Origin of the sequence: Xanthomarina sp. (assembly GCF_035306605.1) — a bacterium.
In the GTDB taxonomy this organism is placed as follows: domain Bacteria; phylum Bacteroidota; class Bacteroidia; order Flavobacteriales; family Flavobacteriaceae; genus Xanthomarina.
The window spans coordinates 1-20,638 of sequence record NZ_DATGNR010000087.1 but is presented as its reverse complement, the minus strand read 5'-3'; the positions used below and the strand labels follow the sequence as shown (position 1 = coordinate 20,638).

Here is a 20,638-nt window from a genome sequence, read left to right as displayed (position 1 = left end):
TTTAATAATAGATTAACATGGTTTTTTATATCCCTTAACTATAAAGATCTTTTCCCTTTTTATTTTGTTAAAACAAGTTTTAGATGCAAGCTTAAAGTGTTGAAACTTGTTGCTTCGCTTCCTCAAACTCCTGCATCATATCTGCTATAATTTGAGCTGCTGGTTTGATGTCGTGTATCAAGCCTGCTATTTGTCCGATTTCCAATTCACCATCCTCTAGATCGCCTTCAAACATACCTCGTTTAGCTCTAGCCCTTCCTAATAAGTCCTTAAGCTGATCGGTAGTTGGAGCTGTTTTATATAACTCTTGGATCTCGTTATAGAATTTGTTTTTTATTAATCTTACCGGTGCCAATTCCTTTAAAGTTAATTGGGTATCGCCTTCCTTGGCATCCACCACTACTTGTTTAAAATCTTGATGTGCCGAACTTTCCTCACTAGCCACAAATCGGCTACCAACTTGTACAGCATCTGCGCCCAGAATCATGGTTGCCAACATGGCTTTTCCTGTGGCAATTCCTCCAGCTGCGATTAATGGAATTTGAATTTGTTCCTTGACCATAGGAATTAAAGTCAAGGTAGTTGTTTCATCTCTCCCATTATGACCTCCAGCTTCAAAACCTTCAGCCACCACGGCATCCACTCCTGCTTCTTGGGCTTTTAATGCAAACTTTACACTACTAACCACGTGAACTACGGTTATCCCTCTTTCTTGCAACCAAGTCGTCCAAGTTTTCGGATTTCCAGCTGAAGTAAAGACAATTTTTACCCCTTCTTCTACAATAATATCCATAATCTCCTCGATGTTTGGATATAGCATTGGTACATTCACTCCAAAAGGTTTGTCGGTTGCTTGTTTACATTTTTGGATGTGCTCTCTTAACACTTCAGGATACATACTTCCTGCTCCAATTAAGCCTAAAGCTCCTGCATTACTTGCCGCTGAGGCTAAACGCCATCCGGAATTCCAAATCATACCCGCTTGAATGATTGGATATTGTATATTAAATAATTGGGTAATTCTGTTTTGCATTATTTTTTAATCAATTTTTTAGTTAATGTGCCCGATGGGGTTTCCATTTTTAAAAGGTAAACTCCATTCGCTAAAGTCGATACGTTTATTTTTGAAGAATTCAACAAACTCACTTCCAATACTTTGTTTCCTAAAATGTTATACATAGTCACTTGTACTTGCTTTTCATGGGAAGGAAAAACAATATGAAGTTCGTTAAAAACAGGATTAGGATAGATTTGTATGTTATTTTGTACACTCTCCACCTCTTCTATACTTAAACCTTGATTTAAAGCCATGGCTAAATTGGGAATTCCATATCCCAGAAAATAATCTGGAGTGGTGTACTGAGAGGCCGATTCCCGAACCAATTGCATGATTTCGGCATTACTTAAATCGGGTAGTGCTTGCCATAAACAAGCCAAAGCACCTGCCATAATTGGAGAGCTAAAAGAGGTTCCGTTTGTGGTTAGAATAGAGTCGTCTGTATTTATAACCACACTTGCCTGTGCTTGAGCTACCACATCTGGTTTTTGGGTTGGTTGAAAAACACTGCCTTGTGAACTAAAAGTGGCGTACTCGCCATTGGATTTTACACCACCTATGGTAAAAACACCTGCTGCGTCGGCCGGAGCGTTTAATCCGCCTGCACCAGCATTTCCCGCAGAGTTGACCACTAAGATTCCCTTTTCGAATGCGATGTTGGCGCCTTTACTTATATAAGTGGTTAAGCCATCCAAATCTTCATCCGCATGGGTATAATTAGAATTGTCGTAGAATTTGTATCCCAAAGACGAATTGATAATATCTACCCCTAAACTATCTGCTCTTTCTGCGGCTTCTACCCAAAGACTTTCCTCTAAGGGATTTTCATTAGGTGCATTTTCAGTTCTAAATAAATAGTATGAAGCATCCGGAGCTGTTCCCACATAAGATCCTTCTATATAGCCTGCCATGGTACTTAAAACTACGGTTCCATGTGTACTTGAAGTATTGGCATAGACATCTGGGTTTCTATCGTAAAAATCGTAACCACCTAAAATGCCATTATTATCTCTTAAACGTTGGAAGCCCGCCATAGTATTTACATTAGGAAAACCTGCATCAATAACAGCAATGGTCATTCCTGCACCTGTATAATCATCTAAGTGAAGGGCGTCTCCTTGAATCATTTCTATTTGGTTGGCCGCTGAACCGTAGTTAAAATTAGTGCGAAGGGCTTCTAATTCGAATTTATTCTCTGGCTGACTTACTCGGGTATTTAAACTCTTATCTGCAAAGACAATATCAGCAACAAAAGACAAGTTTAAAAGGTTATTAAGATCTGATTGCTCCCCGCGAACATGAACGGCATTAAACCACTTCGATTTGGCTAGAACTGTTACGCCTGCTTGTGCTTTTAGCTGTGAAATATAAGTTTCATTAACAGGTACATCGCGAAAATCGATAGGAACGGCGTGCGCTTGTTTTCTATCAATAGCTTTTTGCGTTAAAATGCTAATGGGATTTGCAAGGGAAACGGCTACATCCTCTTTATCAGTCAAATACACCCAGGCATCCTCCTGGGCAAAAACTTGAAATTGAAAACATAAAAGTAATAAAAGTAGTAGTCTTGAAGTCATGAGTTGGTTTTTAACTCATGCAATTTAAGAAATTACTCCTGAACCAACTAATTCATCCTCCAAATACCAAGCAACAAATTGTCCTTCGGTTATGGCCATTTGAGGGTTTTGAAATTCCACATACAACCCTGAATCCACCTTATACAACGTAGCCTTTTCTAAAGTTTGTCTGTAACGAATTCGTGCCATCACCTCCATCGTTTCGTTTGATTGCAGTTGTAAATCCTCGCGAACCCAATGCAGTTCCTCATTTGAAACAAAAAGCACAGTTTTATATAAACCTGGATGTTGTTTTCCTTGTCCGGTATAAATAATATTGTCGTCTACGTTGGTTTCAATAACAAAAAGAGGTTCTACAGTCCCGCCAACGGCCAAACCTTTACGTTGCCCTTTAGTGAAGTAATGTGCGCCCTGATGTTTACCAACTACTTTCCCGTCTTGAAAGTTGTACACTGTTCTTTTTGACAAATACTGAAGTTCTTCTTCCTTAGTCTTAAAATCTGGACGCTCTTGTTGATAAGCCTCAAAATCGTTTGAAACTTCAACAATAACTCCTTCTTTTGGTTTTAATTGTTGCTGAAGAAACTCTGGCAACCTAACCTTTCCAATAAAACAAAGACCTTGAGAATCTTTCTTTTCTGCGGTAATCAAGTTTTGTTTTGCTGCAATTTCCCTTACTTCTGGTTTTTGAAGTTCACCAATAGGAAACAAGGCTTTTGCCAATTGCTCTTGAGACAACTGACATAAAAAATAGGATTGGTCTTTATTATCATCGGCACCTGCCAGGAGTTGATGGACTTCTTTTCCATCTTTAATTATGGTGTTTTTACGGCAGTAATGCCCTGTAGCCACATAATCTGCACCAAGGTCTAAAGCGATTTTCATAAAAACATCGAACTTTATTTCCCTGTTACAAAGCACATCTGGGTTAGGTGTTCTCCCTTTTTCGTATTCGTTAAACATATAGTCCACAATACGCTCTTTGTATTGCTCGCTCAGGTCAACCGTTTGAAAAGGGATACCCAATTTATCTGCTACCAACATGGCGTCGTTACTATCGTCTAACCAAGGACATTCGTTAGAAATGGTTACCGTATCATCATGCCAGTTTTTCATAAACAAGCCTATAACCTCATACCCTTGCTCCTTTAACAAGTAAGCGGCTACACTGGAATCTACACCTCCAGAAAGTCCAACTATTACACGTTTTTTCTTCATAATTTTAGCTTGTAAAGATAGGGATTTTGGATAAATCCATATCTATTATATATTTATAAAACCTCACAACCTAACAGCTTATTTATCAGTATTTTACAAGAACACATCTAACTTTAACAAATTGTTATTTTATTATGTCGCTTATTTTATTTAATTTTACATTACTTATGTTTAGGTAGATCCCTACTTCGATTGATTAATAGCTTACTCATTTTGAGGCATACCTAAAAAAGTGAAGCTCCTTATTTATAAGGAGCTTTTATATTTTTAAGCCGTTACTAAAAGCTTTATTCCTTTTTTAAATATGGGTTTTTACTATAAACAGTAAAGTCTTTTTCTTCTGTTAACTCACCATTTTTATAGTATTTCCAAATACCGTCTTTTTTATCGTTTTTATATTGCCCTTCAATTTCTAGTTCGCCACTAGCATTGTAAAACTTAGCTTCCCCATGTAGAATCCCCTTTTTATACACATAGGTTTTCATTTCCTTTCCACTTTCATAAAACCAAGTGGCTTTACCATCCAACTTATTATTTTTATATACACGCTTTTCAGCTAATTGCCCGCTATTATAGTAAACCAAACTCTCTCCATCCAATTCTCCTTGGCTGTTATAGTGTTCTAGCGTCATTACTTGTTTAGCATCCTTATGATAGTAAATCCATTCTCCAATATAGTCTTTACCACGCATTTTTCCTTTGCTTATAACTTTTCCGTTGGAAGCATAAAAGGTAACATCTGCGACATCATCTTTAGCGTTGAATTCTTTAGTAGCTGTTAAAACTGCAGCCATATTGATGTTTTTATAAAATTTAAAAAGACCAATTTCCTTTCCATGATTAAATTCTCCCTCATAACGAATGACATTGGTATTATCGAAGTTCTTTTTCCAAACACCGTGTCTTTTTCCGTTTTCATCCAATTGATTGATGTTTTGGGCCACAAAGACGGTTGGTAAGACTAAAAATAAAAGGACTATTATGTGTTTCATACTCGGTAAAAAATTATGATTTAGACTTTTGATTATAACGGTATATTTACAAATATGTTATATAGCAAAAAAGCTGCCAAAAGAGGCAGCTTTAATTTATTTTCTACGCTTCTCTTGCGCTTGTTTTTGCTGTTCAGCTTGCTCCATCATTTGCTCCATTTTCTTTTGGAAACGGTTTTGCTTTTTAGGTTTCTTTTTATTCTCCTGAATTTGAGCATGAATTTTATCTTCATCCAAGATGTAGTTTTTAATTACCAACATAATTCCAATACTAATAGCATTTGAAATAAAATAGTATAAACTTAAACCTGAAGCATAGTTATTAAAGAAGAACAACATCATTAAAGGTGAGAAGTAAATCATGTACTTCATCATTTTAGCCATGTCTGGCATACCTTCTTGTGTAGGTTGTGAAGCCATTTGTTGTCCTGTGGTCATTTTCATATAGAAGAAAATGGTGATGGCCGCCAAAATTGGAAACAAACTCACGTGATCTCCATAGAATGGGATTTTAAATGGCAGGTATGCTACCGCATCATAAGAAGATAAATCGTCTGCCCACAAGAAACTTTTTTGTCTTAAATCGAAAGCAGTTGGGAAGAACATAAACAAGGCATAAAATACCGGTAATTGAATCAACCCAGGGATACAACCACTTAAAGGACTGGCTCCTGCTTTGTTTTGAAGCGCCATTGTTTCTTGTTGCGCCTTCATTTTATTGTCTTTATATTTTTCTCTAATAGCGTCTAACTCCGGCTTTAACACCTTTAATTTCGCTTGAGACAAGAATTGCTTGTATTGTACAAACGACATTAATAACTTAATAAGAATTGTCATAACAATAATAGCGATTCCGTAAGGTAAGAAGCCACTTAAGAATCCGAATAACGGAATAAATATGGCCTTATTGATCCATCCGAAAATTCCCCAACCAAATGGGATACTATCATCTAAATTGCTGTCGTATGTTTTTAAGATTTTACTATCCGTAGGTCCAAAGTAGAACTTTAATGGTTGATTGATTTCCCCAGCTTCAAAGGCTAAAGGAAACTTCGTGGTAAATCGTTTAGTAAAAACCGTATCAATATCTTCATCTGCCACTAAATCCTTAGACGTAATTTTTACATTCTTTAATGGATTTTTAGAAACTAAAATAGAACTAAAAAAGTGTTGTCTGTAAGATAACCAATTGGCATCATCAACCGTTTCGTCGTCCTCTCCAGTTTGGGATAATTTATCAATCTTTTTACCTTCGTATTGGTAGGTTAAACGCGTGTAACGGTTTTCGTATGAAATACTTTGATCGTGACGATACGTATCTAATGACCAGTCTAAATTTACTTCTTGTGAACTATTAATCACATTGTTCAAGCCTTGCGATCTGATGGTAAAATCGACCATATAATCGTTCGGTTTCAGCTCGTAACGGTATTCCAAATACTTTACAGGAGACACTTGAAGTCTCATAGAAACTACTGTATTCTCCCCATTTTTGGTAATAGTTGGTTGAAAATAAAGGTCCTTAGTATTTAAGATTCGGCTATCGGTTGTGCCAAAATTTATATTGAAATTGGTATTTCCTTCTCGAACTAAATAAATAGGTACAGAATCGAAATCGACAAATTGCTTCAGTTTAATTTCTGATAGGTAACCACCTTTATTACTAAACTTTAGAGCTAACACCTCGGTTTCAACAAGAGTTTCCGTATCCGTTGCTGATGGAAGCGTTGAAGAATAGGCAAAGGCTCCTAATTTATTATTTAAAGCAATGAGCTTTAGAGAATCAGAAAGAGATGCTCCAGCAAGATCTTCTGCTGTAATCACAGCTGTATCTGCATTTTCAGCTGCTTTTTTAGCGGCTTCAACTTGCTCTTGTTTCGCCTTTTCTTGTGCTGCTAATTCTTCTTCAGTTGGTCTGTTCGTGTACATCATGTACACTAAAATTCCAAAAATAAGTATAAATCCAATAATTGAATTTATGTCAATTTTCTTTTCTTCCATATTTAAATTTTCACTTCGTTTTGAATGAAGGGCGCATTGGGTGGTTAATTTTTAAAATCTCTTCCTATTCAGGATGTTTCTTTAGGTCAAAAATTAATCCGTTTTTATTTTTGTGCCATAGTGACACTGTTTTTTGAGTTTTTATATTTTAAAGCCGCTTTAATTAAGCTCACAAATAATGGGTGTGGATTTTTAACGGTACTTTTATATTCTGGGTGATATTGTACACCAACAAACCATGGATGTGATGGTATTTCTACCACCTCAACAAGACCTGTTTCTGGATTTAATCCGGTAGCCATCATACCAGCAGCTTCAAATTGTTTCTTATAGTCGTTGTTGTACTCGTAACGATGTCTGTGTCGTTCCATGATGCTGTTAGACTTATAGATTTTTTGAACCAAAGAATCCATTTTTAAATCGCATGCCCATGCACCTAGTCGCATCGTTCCCCCTTTGTCGGTAACACTTTTTTGAGCTTCCATTAAACTAATTACTGGGTCTGGTGTGTTTGGATGCATTTCTGATGAACTAGCCTCTTTTAGGTTGAGTACATTTCTAGCAAATTCTATAACAGCCATTTGCATCCCTAAACAAATTCCTAAAAATGGAATGTTGTTCTCACGTACAAATTTTACAGCATCGATTTTACCTTCAATACCACGTTCACCAAAACCTGGAGCTACTAATACACCATGTAAGTGAGATAATTTAATCTTGACGTTATCTTCGTTTAAATATTCTGAATGGATCGCTTCCACATGAACTTTTACTTCATTTTCTGCGCCGGCATGAATGAAAGCTTCAAGGATAGACTTATACGAATCCTGTAGTTCAACATACTTTCCTACCAAACCGATAGTAACCTCGGTAGTTGGGTTTTTATGACGCTTTAAAAATTTATTCCAATTGGTTAAATCTGGAATATGGCTTTCTAAGGCCAATTTCTTTAAAACCACTTTATCTAAGCCTTGATCTAGCATCAGATTAGGTACATCGTAAATGGTTGAGGCATCAATAGATTGAATAACCGCTTCTTCACGAACATTACAGAATTTTGCCAATTTACTACGTAAGTCGTCTGGTAATTCATGTTCGGTTCTACACACCAAGATATCTGCCATGACACCAGATTCCATAAGCGTTTTAACACTGTGTTGAGTCGGTTTTGTTTTTAGTTCTCCAGCTGCAGATAAATAAGGCACTAAAGTTAAATGAATAACAATAGCATTATTATCTCCTAAGTCCCATTTTAACTGACGTACCGATTCTATATATGGTAAAGACTCTATATCTCCAACAGTTCCCCCTATTTCGGTAATAACGATATCGAAATCTCCCGATTTTCCAAGAAGTTGCACTCGATGCTTTATTTCATCAGTAATATGAGGAATTACCTGAACGGTTTTTCCTAAAAATTCACCTCGACGTTCTTTTTCAATCACGCTTTGGTAAATACGACCGGTTGTTACGTTGTTTGCCTGGCTGGTTGGTACATTTAAAAAACGTTCGTAATGTCCAAGATCCAAATCGGTTTCTGCACCATCATCGGTAACATAACATTCACCATGCTCGTAGGGATTTAAAGTCCCTGGATCGACGTTAATATAAGGGTCTAATTTCTGTATGGTTACTCTATAACCTTGGGCTTGAAGTAATTTTGCTAAAGAGGCAGCAATGATGCCCTTTCCTAGAGAGGAAGTCACCCCTCCTGTTACAAATATGTATTTTGTTGTAGTTGTCATGTCGCGTTGTTAAACGCCTGCAAATTTACAAAATTAAACTAGTTATTAACCTAATGTGAAGAGTAATTTACAAATCAAATATATTAATAGATATAAAATGTCTCAACTTGAATATCTAACAACTATTCAATGAAATTAAAGTCTAGGTATCACAACGGATTCCATTGATAAACAAGAAACGCCAATTCCTTAATTACTTTGGGAATTGGCGTTTTATATTTCTAATTAAATCTTCTAAACCATTTAATTTTAGCTCATAAACGGTTTCTAACATTTGACCTAGCTGACCTTTTGGAAAGCCTTTATTGTGATACCACACCACATAATATTCTGGTAATTCTATCAAATATCGGTCTTTATATTTCCCAAATGGCATTTTGGTATGTGCCAGTTTTATAAGGAAATTTTTATCGGGTTCTAGCAAAGTTTCTGGAGGTTAATGGTTTTTAACTTCTACAATTTTTAAATCCTGATATTTAACCAAGTACACCGAATCATTATAATAACCGCCTAAAAACTTCTTCTTATAGGAGAATTTATTTTCCACGTATTCTGTAAGAGGTGCTTCATTAACCGATTGAAATAAATCGTCTGAACTTACCAAGCGAAGGATGACATCCATGGTTAAATCGAAACCACGAACCGCTACCTTATTTGGTGTTATTCCGTAGGCTTTTTCATAAGCCATCACAAACGAGTTGTGATCTTCTAAGTTGTAAGATTTTGAAATGGTTGGGAAGTGCAAAGCCAGATTAGACAAGTGGTAATTTGAAACCTCATCGTCTTCAAAAGCAGCATTCATATTAGTTGTCACTAAAACAATATCCCTTGATCGGTTTTTAAATGAATTTAACTTACTGGTTACATTCGAGATAAATCCCGGGTTATCAGATTCTAAGAACACGATATTTTTCCCTGGCTGCAACACACTAGTGATGTCGCCGTCAAGGATATAAAACGCATCATTCCCACTTTTATTTTTTCTAGAAAACACTTGAGATGCCGATGCAAAATGTCCTTTAATATTTTGACTTACCTGACTATTCTTAGCATCAGAAATAATGATGACCTTAGTTTTGGAACTATCTTTTTTTACATGTTCAATCATTTTATTGAACATTAATTCTTCCGATGGTCTAGATTGAAACACATTTTCTGAAAGCACTACCGTTTTGGTAATTGGAGAAACCACTGGCACCTTATGTGGTTTCAATTTTGAAGCAACTACCTCGAGGTTGTTTGACATAAACGGACCAATTACGACATCCACATCTTCAAAAGAATGGGTGTTTAAAATATGAGAAATTTCACTTAAAGAATTTTTAGTATCGTACACATCCACTTTTAATGAGATTCCTAGTTTTTTAAGGGAATCAATTGCCATTAGAGCCCCAGAATGGAAATCTAAAGACATGCCTAAATATGGATTTCTATGCAATTCTCTTTTTGCCTCTTGAATAGAATCGGTGTTGACTTTATTAAGCTGAAAAGGAAGCATCATCACAACATGCTTCGTTTTGTAGCTCTTTATATTACTTATTAAATTTACATGATCATGAATGATAGTTGGATTCTCTCCTACCGTGGCGTTATAAGGAATTTTTAAAATCATTCCTTCTTTTAATCCAGACTCTTTAAGTTCTGGGTTTAGAGTTTCCAATTGCTCTTGCTCCACGCCCAATTTCACTTTTAATCTATAATAACCTTCTTTTGGTAAAACGGTATAATAAGAATAGGCTTCATCAATAGGTTTTTCCTCTTTCTTAGCAATGTTAGGTACTTGTATCACATCTCCCGGGTTTAAAACCTCTTTCATTCCTGGATTTAACTCTTCCAATTGTTCTACTGTTATCCCATATTTATAAGCAATACGCCACTTTCCTTCTTGAGGTAAAACCGTATAATCGTTGGTTGTAGATTCTGGTTTAGCTGTTTGAACTAGCTTTTTGTAAACCGGAATTTTTAAATCATCCCCTTTTTTTAAATTATTGGCATATAAAAAGGTGTTGTGCTTTTTTAGATCGTCTTGGCTTATATCGTACTCTTTAGACAAACTATAAAGCGTTTCTTTACGTCTTACCTTGTGTTGTTTAAACCCAACCAACTCTTTTTCTATCGTGGTCTGTGGTGTTGAACCCTTGGCTTTTGTTTTTGGAATAATGATTACCGAATTTGGTTTTACCCCCTTCTTTGCATCTGGATTTAAAGAATAAATATCGTTAACAGAAACCTGGTATAGTTTTGATATGCTCTCAACGGATTCTCCTTCTTTTACCTTATGGGTCTTGAAATTTTGGGCTTGGCTTGAAGCACAACCAAACACTAGGAAAAGCGATAAAATGTATATTAATTTCTTCATAGATATGCTCATGAAAATGAGTGGCTTTTAGTTTTAATCATCCATCTTTACAAATAAGCTAGAGTCACGATTATTTTAACATTCTAGCAAGTCTTCCCTTTTAGGGAATTAAACGTAACAATCTTTTATGCCATTTTTATGCCAAAGCAATAAAAATAACATAAAAGATTTACATGCAAAGTACGTCCCTTGTTGTTACCTTTTGATACTCAATAAAAAAGACTCCTTTATTAAAAGGAATTTTATTCCCACTCGATAGTTGCTGGTGGTTTTGAGCTAATATCGTAAACTACTCTATTAACGCCTTTTACTTTATTTATTATATCGTTTGATGTTTTTTGTAAAAACTCGTAAGGTAAATTTACCCAATCGGCGGTCATACCATCTGTACTTTCTACTGCTCTAAGTGCCACACATTTTTCATAGGTACGTTCATCACCCATAACTCCAACACTATTTACTGGTAAAAGAATGGCTCCCGCTTGCCATACTTTGTCGTACAAGCCCCATTCTTTTAAGCCATTGATAAAAACAGCATCGACCTCTTGCAAAATACGCACTTTTTCGGCAGTTATATCACCTAAAATACGAATAGCCAATCCTGGACCTGGAAAAGGATGACGACCTAAAAGGTTTTTATCCATATCCATAGAAGCACCTACGCGACGCACCTCATCTTTAAATAGGGCCTTTAAAGGCTCTACAATTTTAAGTTTCATAAAATCAGGTAAACCACCTACATTATGATGACTTTTTATAGTTGCACTTGGACCTCCGGTAGCTGAAACACTCTCGATAATATCTGGATAGATGGTTCCTTGTGCCAACCATTTTACATCTGTAATTTCATGGGCTTCATCATCAAACACCTCGATAAAAACACGACCTATAGCCTTGCGTTTCTCCTCTGGATCGCTTAGACCTGCTAAGGCATCTAAAAAACGTTTGGAAGCATCAACGCCTTTTACATTCAATCCCATGCCTTTGTATTGTTCTAGAACATCAGCGAATTCGTTTTTACGTAATAAACCGTTATTTACGAAAATACAATAAAGATTTTTACCAATAGCCTTGTGCAATAACATAGCTGCCACAGAAGAATCGACACCTCCAGAAAGACCAAGAACCACTTTATCGGTTCCTAATTTATTTTGCAAGTCTTCAACAGTTTCTTCCACAAAGGATTGCGGTGTCCAGTCTTGTTCTAATTTAGCAATGTGAACCAAGAAGTTTTCCAACAATTGTTTCCCATCGGTGGAATGATACACTTCTGGATGGAATTGAATGGCATAAGTTTCTTCACCTTCAATTTTATATGCTGCATTTTTCACATCATGTGTGCTGGCCAATAAAACGCCATTAGTTGGAAGGTTTTTGATGGTATCGCTATGACTCATCCACACTTGACTTCCTTCTTGAATATTCTTAAAGAACGCTTCGTTAGGTTTTATAAAAGACAGATGAGCACGACCATATTCTCTCGTATTTGAAGGCGCGACTTCGCCACCAGAGAAATGAGCTAGATATTGAGCTCCATAACAAACGGCCAACATAGGTTTTTTGGCTCTAATTTGTGATAGGTCTGGATGTAGGGCGTTTTCTGCTCTTACAGAATTTGGACTACCAGAAAGAATGACTGCTTTGTATTCTTCTACGCTCTTTGGAATTTTATTATACGGGTAAATCTCACAATAAATATTGAGTTCCCTTACGCGGCGTGCAATAAGCTGTGTGTATTGCGAGCCGAAATCTAAAATAAGTACTTTGTTGTGTTGCATGCGCAAAAATAGTAATTGATTTTATAATTATCAGTTTAGCAAGGCTATTTTTGAAATTAATTCATCGAATCCAAAATCATTTGGATATCTTTTTCTGTGGTATCCGGATTGATAAAGCAAAATCGCGACACAGTCTCAAAGGTGTCACCGTTTTTCCACTTGGTTGGCGTTACCAAAGCAAATCCTTTTTTATGATTTTCGTAAGTCCAATGTGTGTAATCTTCCGGCTTCCATCCAATTCTTCTATATAATACACAAGACAGACTTGGCTCTCTTACCAGTTCCATATTTGGATTTTCTTCGATCAACTTACCAGCAATCTGAGCTAATTCAATACCTCTTTCCACAGATTCTTTATACTTATCTGTTCCATGAGTTGCCAATGAAAACCACAAAGGCAATCCACGAACACGACGTGTTAATTGAAGTTGATAGTCGGTAGGATTGAAGCCATGCGCTCCTTCATCCTTAAATATATCTAAATAAGATCCTTGTTGAGAATGGGCGTTTTTAGCTAATTCTGGGTCTTTATAGATGACTGCTCCACAATCGTAGGGAGAGAACATCCATTTATGTGGATCGATAGTTATGCTATCTGCTCGTTCTATTCCTTTAAACAATGGTCGAACCGAATCGGCTGCTAAAGCTCCCCCACCATAAGCTGCATCTACATGGAACCAAATAGTTTCTTTTTCACAAATTTCAGCAATCCCTTCTAAATCGTCAATAATTCCTGCATTGGTTGTCCCTCCCGTGGCTACTACGGCAAACAGACGTTTCCGTTGATGGAAGCTTAAGTTATCGATGGTTTTACGCAGATCTTCGCCTGTTAATTTTTCTTCAGAATCTACCAGTAAAATATCCACATCGGCCACCTTTGCCATGGCTTTAATAGAAGAATGTGCTCCGATGGAAGTTATAATCAAGCCTTTTTCTCTTTTATAAGTCTCGTCTTCACGCCAATGCTCCCTAGCCGTCACTATAGCCGATAAATTAGCTGCAGTTCCACCACTTGTAAACACGCCAAAAGCACCTTCTGGTAAGCCTGTTAAAGAAACAATCCATTTCATAGCTTCGTTTTCGCAGAAAATTCCACCGGCACCTTCCATCCAATACGCGCCATGAATACTTGAGGCTGAAGTCACCAAATCAAACATAATAGCCGCACGCGTGGGTGATGCAGGCACAAACGCCAAGTTTCTAGGATGGTCTACAGGTACATTGGCTTTAGATAAGTGTTCCTTCCATAAATTGAAAGCATACTCGCCACCAACTCCTTTATCGGTCACAGTTTCGCCAACAAGTTCTTTAAGTTCTTCGTATTTCTTGGGTTTACCAATAGGATGTTCGGTTGCTGATATTCTACCAATAACATATTTCATGACGTCTAAGGTCATTTCTATGAGGTCTAAATCAATTTTATGCATGAAATTACTCTAAGTTTAATATTAAAAACTCCTGTTTTAAAGGTTGCAAATTTAACATTAACTGTTGAGTAAATTGGTCTCCATACTCCATATAAAATTCAGAAAAATTAGCTTGACGCTCTTGCAGGCTTTGGTTAGGGAATAGTTCGTTTTGAAGTAAAACCACACGATCTAAAATTTCCTTTAATTTTCTTTTTTGAGCTTTAAGCAATCGCTTTTCAAGCATATCCAACCCTTTAAGTTGCTTCTTTTCTTGTGCTGAAACGGCGCCAAGGAACGATTTGTCTGTTTGTTTAGCTAATGCGTACAAGTCTTCAAACTGCTGTTTTAAGAAGGATTTCTGCTTAGAGAAATCGATATCTAATTCGGAACGATCTCTAGTAACTTTTTCAATTAGATCATTTTGATGCAGAAACAAATCTTTTATCGATAGGTCTAACTTATCCAATTTTTCCTGCTGCTTTTTTGAAACTAACAAAGCTGAATTTCGAAGTAATAAAATAGGAAAGGGCACCTGCTGCGTTTCAAAATTAGATTTCAATTGAAACCAGTAGGCTAATTCTCCTCCTCCACCTATATAACAAAGGTTTGGTAAAATAACCTCTTGATACAATGGGCGTAAAATAACATTCGGACTAAAATTTTCTGGCGCCTCATGGAGATGCTTTATTAATTCGTCCTTACTCCAAGATATATTCGTATGGAGGACTTGATATGTTTCATTCTCAAAAACAATACGTTCACGAAGGTTTTTATCTAAATAGAATAAATTAATCTCTCTCGGATTCACTTGTATTTTATAGTCTGACGACACCTCATTAAGCTGCCTTGAGGTTTCTGAAACCTTGTTGAAAGCAGTATGATTCAATAATTCGTCCTGTGCAAATGGAAGAAATAGACGCTTCAACTCTTTGTCGTTTCCATCTAGAATCACCAAGCCTGTTTCAGAAAAAAGCTCGTTGACCAAATATCTAGTTGCTTCGCTTAAGTTGCTGTGGTTGGTATATGCCTTCTCGAATAAATTTTTTAAGCTGTCAGCATTTTTGCCAAAATTTAAATGAGATCCAAACAAATCGGAAATTTTCTGTAAACCTTCTAAATCCAATTCTCCAACCGCTCCGGACACCTCTTTGTGCCATCTTATTTTCTTTCCTTCGAAATTAAAAAAGTTTATTTCCTCAAAATCATGATCCTCCGTAGCCATCCAATAAACAGGCACAAAATCTTGTTTAGGATAAGCCTCTTTAAGCTCGGAACACAGATTAATGGTGGAAATAATTTTGTAGAAAAAATATAAAGGTCCAGTAAATAAATTAAGCTGGTGACCTGTGGTTATGGTAAAAGTATTCTTTTGTAAAAGCGCGTTGATATTCGCGATTGTTTTATCGGATGCTGCTAAGTCCTGGTATTGTGTTTTGAGACTTTCAACTAAAACTGTCCGAGACTTTTCAGAGAACTGAGAAGTTTTTTCTTCCATTTGCCCTTTAAAGTTTTCAAGATTCGGAAACCTATTATAAAAAGGTTTTAAAGAATCTTTTTCATCTAAGTAATCGCAAATTAAACTAGAAAAATAGTTGGTGTCTTTAAACGGAATACAGTCTGTTGGCATAGTTAAGCTTTGCAGGTTTTTAAAAAGTAAAGATACGGTTTCTTGTCTTAAAAATAACTTAAAATAATAGATGGACAAGACCTGAAAAGATTAAGTATCTTTACCCAAAAATAAATTATGTTAGGTTTAAAATTAGCTACAGACCCGAGATGGGTTGATATTGTTGAGTCGAATATTGAAGAAATTTTAACAGATCACGCTTGGTGCGAGCAAAAGGCGGCCACTAACGCTATAACTATTATTACACTTAATTCCGAGTACACGGATTTAGTAACCGAATTATTAGCCTTGGCCAAAGAAGAATTGGAACACTTTGAAATGGTTCATGAAATTATAAAGAAAAGAGGCTATACCCTAGGTCGAGAACGTAAGGACAGTTATGTAAACGAGCTTTATAAATTTATGAATAAAGGAGGTAGCCGTACACAAGCTATGGTTGACAGACTTTTGTTTTCTGCCATGATTGAAGCTAGAAGCTGCGAACGTTTTAAATTATTATCTCAAAGAATCAAAGATCCAGAATTATCTAAATTTTATCATGATTTAATGATTAGTGAAGCTGGGCATTACACCCTATTTATAGGATTTGCTAGAAAATACGGACAGGATGTAGATGTAGACAAACGTTGGAAGGAACTCATCGAATTTGAAGCAGAAGTCATCCAAAATTATGGAAAATCGGAAACCATACATGGCTAAACCCTATACATTAAAGCAAGAGGACCGCTAGGAAACTTTATTTCAGTTTATATAAATCAATATTTATTTCAAAAGTTAGACTTACGCGACAATGTTTAAGGTTCTCCATGAGCTTTTACGATACTTTCGTTTATCCAAGTTATAGCCATTCTAAAAACAGTTTATTTTTTTAGAAACTAGTTCCGAAGCCTTAAATTGTCATCCTTGAAATTTATTAGATTATTCAGACCAATTAGCAAATTTGGCTTTGTCCTAAATAATGACGAAATTCGTCTTTATCGGCCGGAAGGCAAGAAGTAATTGTAAAAAACATTAAAATAAGTCATCAGATAACGGTTGACACAAAACGACGACGACCGTAAAAAAAACATACTACTACATGAGACAGATATTCTTAATCTTATTGATCTTTGGATTTTTTTCTTGCAACCAACAGACAGACCAAACAAAAGTTTTGCAAAAGCGCATTGACAGCTTGGAAGTTAAACTAGCCAATACTTACAAACCTGGTTTTGGCGATTTTATGGGTAGCATTCAAGCACATCACTCGAAACTTTGGTTTGCTGGTCAGAACAAGAATTGGAAACTTGCTGATTTTGAAGTGCATGAATTAATGGAAGCTATTGAGGATATTCAGGAATATCAAGCCCACCGAAAGGAAAGTCAGCTCATAAGCATGTTAATTCCTCCCTTAGACAGTATTGATAAAGCGATACAAGAAAGTAATTCCGCCTTATTTGAAAGCAGCTATATTAATTTAACCAATACGTGTAACGCTTGTCACCAAGCGGTGGATTTAGAATTTAATATCGTTAGAATTCCTGACAGCTCACCTTACAGCAATCAGGAATTTAAACCATACGAATAAATTTTTAACGAAATGGCATAGACTTTTACTCAGTATTAGGCAACAACTTCACCATAGAGATCGAAGTCTGCCGCATCGGTAATTTTTACTGTAGTAAATTCGCCTGTTTTTAAATAGGTTTTAGAAGCATCAATTAAAACCTCGTTATCCACATCTGGAGAATCAAATTCAGTACGACCTACAAAGTATTCACCTTCTTTTCTATCGATGACTACTTTTAAAGTTTGTCCAATCTTAGCTTGATTCAATTCCCATGAAATTTGAGATTGAATTTCCATAATTTGGTTGGCACGATCTTGCTTTACCTCTTCTGGAACATCATCTTCCAAGTTGTAAGCATGCGTATTTTCTTCATGGCTATATGTGAAACAGCCTAAACGTTCAAAACGCATATCTGAAACCCATTGTTTTAATTCTTGGAAGTTTTCTTCTGTTTCACCAGGATAACCAACGATTAGAGTTGTTCTAATGGTCATTTCTGGAACAGCTTTTCTGAATTCTTTTAGTAGCTTAGTGGTTTTTTCCTTAGTAGTTCCACGACGCATACTTTTTAATATGTTATCGGAAATGTGTTGTAATGGAATATCTAGATAATTACAGATTTTAGGTTCACGGTTCATTACCTCCAACACATCCATTGGGAATCCTGTAGGGAAGGCATAATGCAACCTAATCCATTCTACTCCTTCTACCTTTACTAACGCTTCAAGCAATTCTGCTAGGTTACGTTTTTTATATAAATCTAATCCGTAATATGTTAAATCTTGAGCAATAAGAATTAATTCCTTGACACCATTGGCAGCTAGCTTTTCAGCTTCAGTAACTAAATCCTCGATAGGCGTTGATTTGTGTTTTCCACGCATCAATGGAATGGCACAAAAACTACAAGGTCTATCACAGCCTTCAGCAATTTTTAGGTAGGCATAGTTTTTTGGTGTGGTGGTTAAACGCTCACCAATTAATTCGTGTTTATAATCTGCACCTAAGGCTTTAAGTAAGCCAGGTAATTCGGTGGTTCCAAAATACTGGTCCACATTGGGAATTTCTTTTTGTAAATCCGGCTTATAACGTTCGCTTAAACATCCTGTAACAAATACCTTATCAACTTCTCCATCTTCTTTTTTCTGCATGAAATCAAGAATGGTATTGATACTTTCTTCTTTGGCATTATTAATAAAACCGCAGGTATTTATTACGACAATATTTCCTTCCTCTTCATGTACAACATCTTTGCCACTGGCCTTTAGTTGTCCCATTAATACTTCACTATCGTAAACGTTTTTACTACAGCCAAGTGTTACTACATTGATTTTGTTCTTTTTAAGCGATTTTGTTCTCATAGCTATGTCCCTTTCAATCAGGAATACTTTTATTAATATTCCGATTTTTCAGGTTGCAAATATACAACCTTATTAACAAAAAAAGCTTCAAGTTTAACTTGAAGCCTTTTTTTAATACTTTATATGTTTATTTGAAGAAGGAATCTACAAATTCATATTTATTAAAAACCTGAAGATCTTCTATACGTTCACCCACTCCAATATATTTTACTGGAATTTGAAACTGGTCTGAAATACCAATCACTACACCACCTTTGGCAGTACCATCTAATTTAGTGACCGCTAGCGAGGTCACTTCTGTTGCAGCAGTAAACTGTTTCGCTTGTTCAAAAGCATTTTGCCCAGTAGAACCATCTAAAACCAACAACACATCATGAGGTGCATCTCCCACCACTTTTTGCATCACACGCTTAACTTTTGTAAGCTCGTTCATCAAATTTACTTTGTTATGTAAACGTCCTGCTGTATCAATAATAATAACGTCAGCATTTTGTTTCACTCCCGCTTGCACCGTATCGAAGGCCACAGAAGCTGGATCGCTTCCCATTGCTTGTTTAATCATAGGCACATCCACACGATCTGCCCAAACTTGTAGTTGATCTATGGCTGCTGCTCTAAAAGTATCGGCCGCTCCAAGAACCACATTTAAGCCTTGCTTTTTAAACTGATAGGCTAATTTTCCAATGGTTGTTGTTTTTCCAACTCCATTCACTCCAACGACCATTAAAACGTAAGGAGTTTTACTACCATCGGCATTGACAGGTAATTTCGGAATGGAATAATCCGTATCTTCACCAGAATTGGTTTCGCTTAATAAGGCAGCAATTTCTTCACGAAGAATTCTATTCAATTCGTCGGTTCCAAGATATTTATCTTGTTCCACACGTGTTTCAATGCGTTTTATAATTTTAAGGGTTGTATTGACACCCACATCACTAGTAACCAAGATTTCCTCTAGGCTATCTAGAACCTCATCATCTACTTTAGATTTTCCAGCTACAGCTTTGGTTAACTTATTAAAGAAATTGGTTTTAGATTTTTCTAAACCTTTATCCAATGTTTCTTTTTTTTCAGTAGAAAATATTTTTTTAAAAAAGCTCATTTTATGTTGATTCAATGATTTTAGATGAAACAAAAGTCTTGCCTAAATACTTTAGCTGAACATTTGTCACTTTTACTGATGTAAATATAAAACAAAAGCCGCTCTCTAGAATAGAAAGCAGCTTAAATATTGTACAACACGATTTGGTTAGTGTTTAGATAACCACTCGTTTACTTGCTCTGGTGCCATAATTGATTCAACAAAAGTGTAAGCTCCTGATTTTTGAGACTTTACCATCTTTATAGCTTTTGTTAACCTTTTAGATCCTGTTTGTAACGATGCAACTGATTTCTTTGCCATGTTCTATGTTTTTTAAAACTTTAACCTAAAGTTTTTTTGTTGTTATCTGACGTTTTTATAAAAATTAAAAACCTCTAATTTGAATTATTTGAATTTTACTGTCGTAAAAATCTAATTATTTAATTTCTTTATGAACAGTTACTCTCTTTAAGATAGGATTGAATTTTTTAATTTCCATTCTATCTGGAGTGTTCTTTTTATTCTTGGTAGTAATATATCTAGAAGTTCCTGGTTGACCAGACTCTTTATGCTCTGTGCACTCTAAAATTACTTGTATTCTGTTACCTTTCTTTGCCATTTTCTTAACTTTTAATTGAGGTTATTATTTATAAAACCCTTTAGATTTAGCTTCTTTAATTGCAGCTGCGATACCAATTTTGTTGATAGTCTTTAACGCTGAAGTTGAAACCTTTAAAGTTACCCATTTATCTTCTTCTGGAAGATAAAAACGTTTTTTAATAAGATTTGCATCAAATTTACGCTTTGTTTTATTCATTGCGTGAGATACGTTGTTTCCAACCATCGCTTTCTTTCCAGTAAGTTCACAAACTCTTGACATTTCTTCT

General features: G+C 35.9%; 18 protein-coding genes. 2 read left to right on the top strand and 16 right to left on the bottom strand.

What is annotated here, in order from left to right:
* Nucleotides 1–91 precede the first annotated feature (91 nt).
* The 11 genes from VKY41_RS11640 to bshC all read right to left on the bottom strand — a co-directional run bounded on the left by VKY41_RS11640 (nucleotide 92) and on the right by bshC (nucleotide 15,763).
* Nucleotides 92–1,033, bottom strand: coding sequence for an NAD(P)H-dependent flavin oxidoreductase (locus VKY41_RS11640; RefSeq protein ID WP_500814627.1), 942 nt, complete (start codon nucleotides 1,031–1,033; stop codon nucleotides 92–94).
* Nucleotides 1,033–2,634, bottom strand: coding sequence for a S8 family serine peptidase (locus VKY41_RS11635; RefSeq protein WP_500814626.1), 1,602 nt, complete (start codon nucleotides 2,632–2,634; stop codon nucleotides 1,033–1,035). Before VKY41_RS11635 ends, VKY41_RS11640 begins: the two co-directional genes overlap by 1 nt.
* Before the next feature lie 24 nt (nucleotides 2,635–2,658).
* Nucleotides 2,659–3,852, bottom strand: coding sequence for a tRNA 2-thiouridine(34) synthase MnmA (gene mnmA, locus VKY41_RS11630; RefSeq protein ID WP_500814625.1), 1,194 nt, complete (start codon nucleotides 3,850–3,852; stop codon nucleotides 2,659–2,661).
* Nucleotides 3,853–4,139: 287 nt separating this feature from the next.
* Nucleotides 4,140–4,844, bottom strand: coding sequence for a toxin-antitoxin system YwqK family antitoxin (locus VKY41_RS11625; protein WP_500814624.1), 705 nt, complete (start codon nucleotides 4,842–4,844; stop codon nucleotides 4,140–4,142).
* A gap of 96 nt (nucleotides 4,845–4,940) precedes the next feature.
* The gene (gene yidC, locus VKY41_RS11620; RefSeq protein WP_500814623.1) at nucleotides 4,941–6,845 is read right to left on the bottom strand and encodes a membrane protein insertase YidC; all 1,905 of its coding nucleotides are present in this window, start codon (nucleotides 6,843–6,845) and stop codon (nucleotides 4,941–4,943) included.
* Between the two features lie 104 nt (nucleotides 6,846–6,949).
* The gene (gene pyrG / locus VKY41_RS11615) at nucleotides 6,950–8,590 is read right to left on the bottom strand and encodes a CTP synthase (protein WP_500814622.1); all 1,641 of its coding nucleotides are present in this window, start codon (nucleotides 8,588–8,590) and stop codon (nucleotides 6,950–6,952) included.
* A 193-nt stretch (nucleotides 8,591–8,783) separates the two neighbouring features.
* Nucleotides 8,784–9,014, bottom strand: a complete 231-nt coding sequence (locus tag VKY41_RS11610; RefSeq protein WP_500814621.1) for a DUF3820 family protein — start codon at nucleotides 9,012–9,014, stop codon at nucleotides 8,784–8,786.
* 12 nt (nucleotides 9,015–9,026) lie between these two features.
* Complete coding sequence (locus VKY41_RS11605) at nucleotides 9,027–10,949, bottom strand: ABC transporter substrate-binding protein (protein WP_500814620.1); 1,923 nt, start codon at nucleotides 10,947–10,949, stop codon at nucleotides 9,027–9,029.
* Nucleotides 10,950–11,191: 242 nt separating this feature from the next.
* Nucleotides 11,192–12,727: a glutamine-hydrolyzing GMP synthase gene (guaA, locus tag VKY41_RS11600; protein WP_500814619.1), complete on the bottom strand. Its 1,536-nt coding sequence runs from the start codon at nucleotides 12,725–12,727 to the stop codon at nucleotides 11,192–11,194.
* A 56-nt stretch (nucleotides 12,728–12,783) separates the two neighbouring features.
* Nucleotides 12,784–14,154: a pyridoxal phosphate-dependent decarboxylase family protein gene (locus VKY41_RS11595; RefSeq protein WP_500814618.1), complete on the bottom strand. Its 1,371-nt coding sequence runs from the start codon at nucleotides 14,152–14,154 to the stop codon at nucleotides 12,784–12,786.
* A 4-nt stretch (nucleotides 14,155–14,158) separates the two neighbouring features.
* A complete protein-coding gene (bshC, locus tag VKY41_RS11590; protein ID WP_500814617.1) occupies nucleotides 14,159–15,763 on the bottom strand; it encodes a bacillithiol biosynthesis cysteine-adding enzyme BshC in 1,605 nt (534 codons plus the stop codon).
* Nucleotides 15,764–15,880: 117 nt separating this feature from the next.
* Here bshC and VKY41_RS11585 point away from each other — a divergent pair, with 117 nt between their 5' ends.
* Entirely contained in the window at nucleotides 15,881–16,462 is a 582-nt protein-coding gene (locus VKY41_RS11585) for a MiaE family protein (protein ID WP_500814616.1), read from the top strand.
* A 379-nt stretch (nucleotides 16,463–16,841) separates the two neighbouring features.
* Nucleotides 16,842–17,330, top strand: coding sequence for a hypothetical protein (locus VKY41_RS11580; protein ID WP_500814615.1), 489 nt, complete (start codon nucleotides 16,842–16,844; stop codon nucleotides 17,328–17,330).
* Between the two features lie 35 nt (nucleotides 17,331–17,365).
* Here VKY41_RS11580 and rimO read toward each other — a convergent pair whose 3' ends face one another.
* The 5 genes from rimO to rpmB all read right to left on the bottom strand — a co-directional run bounded on the left by rimO (nucleotide 17,366) and on the right by rpmB (nucleotide 20,631).
* Nucleotides 17,366–18,670: a 30S ribosomal protein S12 methylthiotransferase RimO gene (gene rimO / locus VKY41_RS11575; RefSeq protein WP_500814614.1), complete on the bottom strand. Its 1,305-nt coding sequence runs from the start codon at nucleotides 18,668–18,670 to the stop codon at nucleotides 17,366–17,368.
* Between the two features lie 127 nt (nucleotides 18,671–18,797).
* Nucleotides 18,798–19,772, bottom strand: coding sequence for a signal recognition particle-docking protein FtsY (gene ftsY, locus VKY41_RS11570; protein ID WP_500814613.1), 975 nt, complete (start codon nucleotides 19,770–19,772; stop codon nucleotides 18,798–18,800).
* Nucleotides 19,773–19,919: 147 nt separating this feature from the next.
* Nucleotides 19,920–20,072, bottom strand: coding sequence for a DUF4295 domain-containing protein (locus VKY41_RS11565; RefSeq protein WP_500814612.1), 153 nt, complete (start codon nucleotides 20,070–20,072; stop codon nucleotides 19,920–19,922).
* Between the two features lie 115 nt (nucleotides 20,073–20,187).
* Nucleotides 20,188–20,370 (bottom strand): 50S ribosomal protein L33, encoded by a 183-nt coding sequence (rpmG, locus tag VKY41_RS11560; RefSeq protein WP_091308983.1) that lies wholly within the window; start codon nucleotides 20,368–20,370, stop codon nucleotides 20,188–20,190.
* A 24-nt stretch (nucleotides 20,371–20,394) separates the two neighbouring features.
* Entirely contained in the window at nucleotides 20,395–20,631 is a 237-nt protein-coding gene (gene rpmB / locus VKY41_RS11555) for a 50S ribosomal protein L28 (RefSeq protein ID WP_500814639.1), read from the bottom strand.
* Between the last annotated feature and the right edge of the window lie 7 nt (nucleotides 20,632–20,638).

Coding starts and splice junctions, on each gene's coding strand:
- VKY41_RS11635 (WP_500814626.1), bottom strand. CDS start 2,634: ATGACTTCAAGACTACTACTTTTATTACTTTTATGTTTTCAATTTCAA.
- mnmA (WP_500814625.1), bottom strand. CDS start 3,852: ATGAAGAAAAAACGTGTAATAGTTGGACTTTCTGGAGGTGTAGATTCC.
- VKY41_RS11640 (WP_500814627.1), bottom strand. CDS start 1,033: ATGCAAAACAGAATTACCCAATTATTTAATATACAATATCCAATCATT.
- bshC (WP_500814617.1), bottom strand. CDS start 15,763: ATGCCAACAGACTGTATTCCGTTTAAAGACACCAACTATTTTTCTAGT.
- rpmB (WP_500814639.1), bottom strand. CDS start 20,631: ATGTCAAGAGTTTGTGAACTTACTGGAAAGAAAGCGATGGTTGGAAAC.
- VKY41_RS11585 (WP_500814616.1), top strand. CDS start 15,881: ATGTTAGGTTTAAAATTAGCTACAGACCCGAGATGGGTTGATATTGTT.
- yidC (WP_500814623.1), bottom strand. CDS start 6,845: ATGGAAGAAAAGAAAATTGACATAAATTCAATTATTGGATTTATACTT.
- guaA (WP_500814619.1), bottom strand. CDS start 12,727: ATGCAACACAACAAAGTACTTATTTTAGATTTCGGCTCGCAATACACA.
- rpmG (WP_091308983.1), bottom strand. CDS start 20,370: ATGGCAAAGAAAGGTAACAGAATACAAGTAATTTTAGAGTGCACAGAG.
- VKY41_RS11565 (WP_500814612.1), bottom strand. CDS start 20,072: ATGGCAAAGAAATCAGTTGCATCGTTACAAACAGGATCTAAAAGGTTA.
- VKY41_RS11580 (WP_500814615.1), top strand. CDS start 16,842: ATGAGACAGATATTCTTAATCTTATTGATCTTTGGATTTTTTTCTTGC.
- VKY41_RS11625 (WP_500814624.1), bottom strand. CDS start 4,844: ATGAAACACATAATAGTCCTTTTATTTTTAGTCTTACCAACCGTCTTT.
- rimO (WP_500814614.1), bottom strand. CDS start 18,670: ATGAGAACAAAATCGCTTAAAAAGAACAAAATCAATGTAGTAACACTT.
- pyrG (WP_500814622.1), bottom strand. CDS start 8,590: ATGACAACTACAACAAAATACATATTTGTAACAGGAGGGGTGACTTCC.
- VKY41_RS11595 (WP_500814618.1), bottom strand. CDS start 14,154: ATGCATAAAATTGATTTAGACCTCATAGAAATGACCTTAGACGTCATG.
- VKY41_RS11605 (WP_500814620.1), bottom strand. CDS start 10,949: ATGAAGAAATTAATATACATTTTATCGCTTTTCCTAGTGTTTGGTTGT.
- ftsY (WP_500814613.1), bottom strand. CDS start 19,772: ATGAGCTTTTTTAAAAAAATATTTTCTACTGAAAAAAAAGAAACATTG.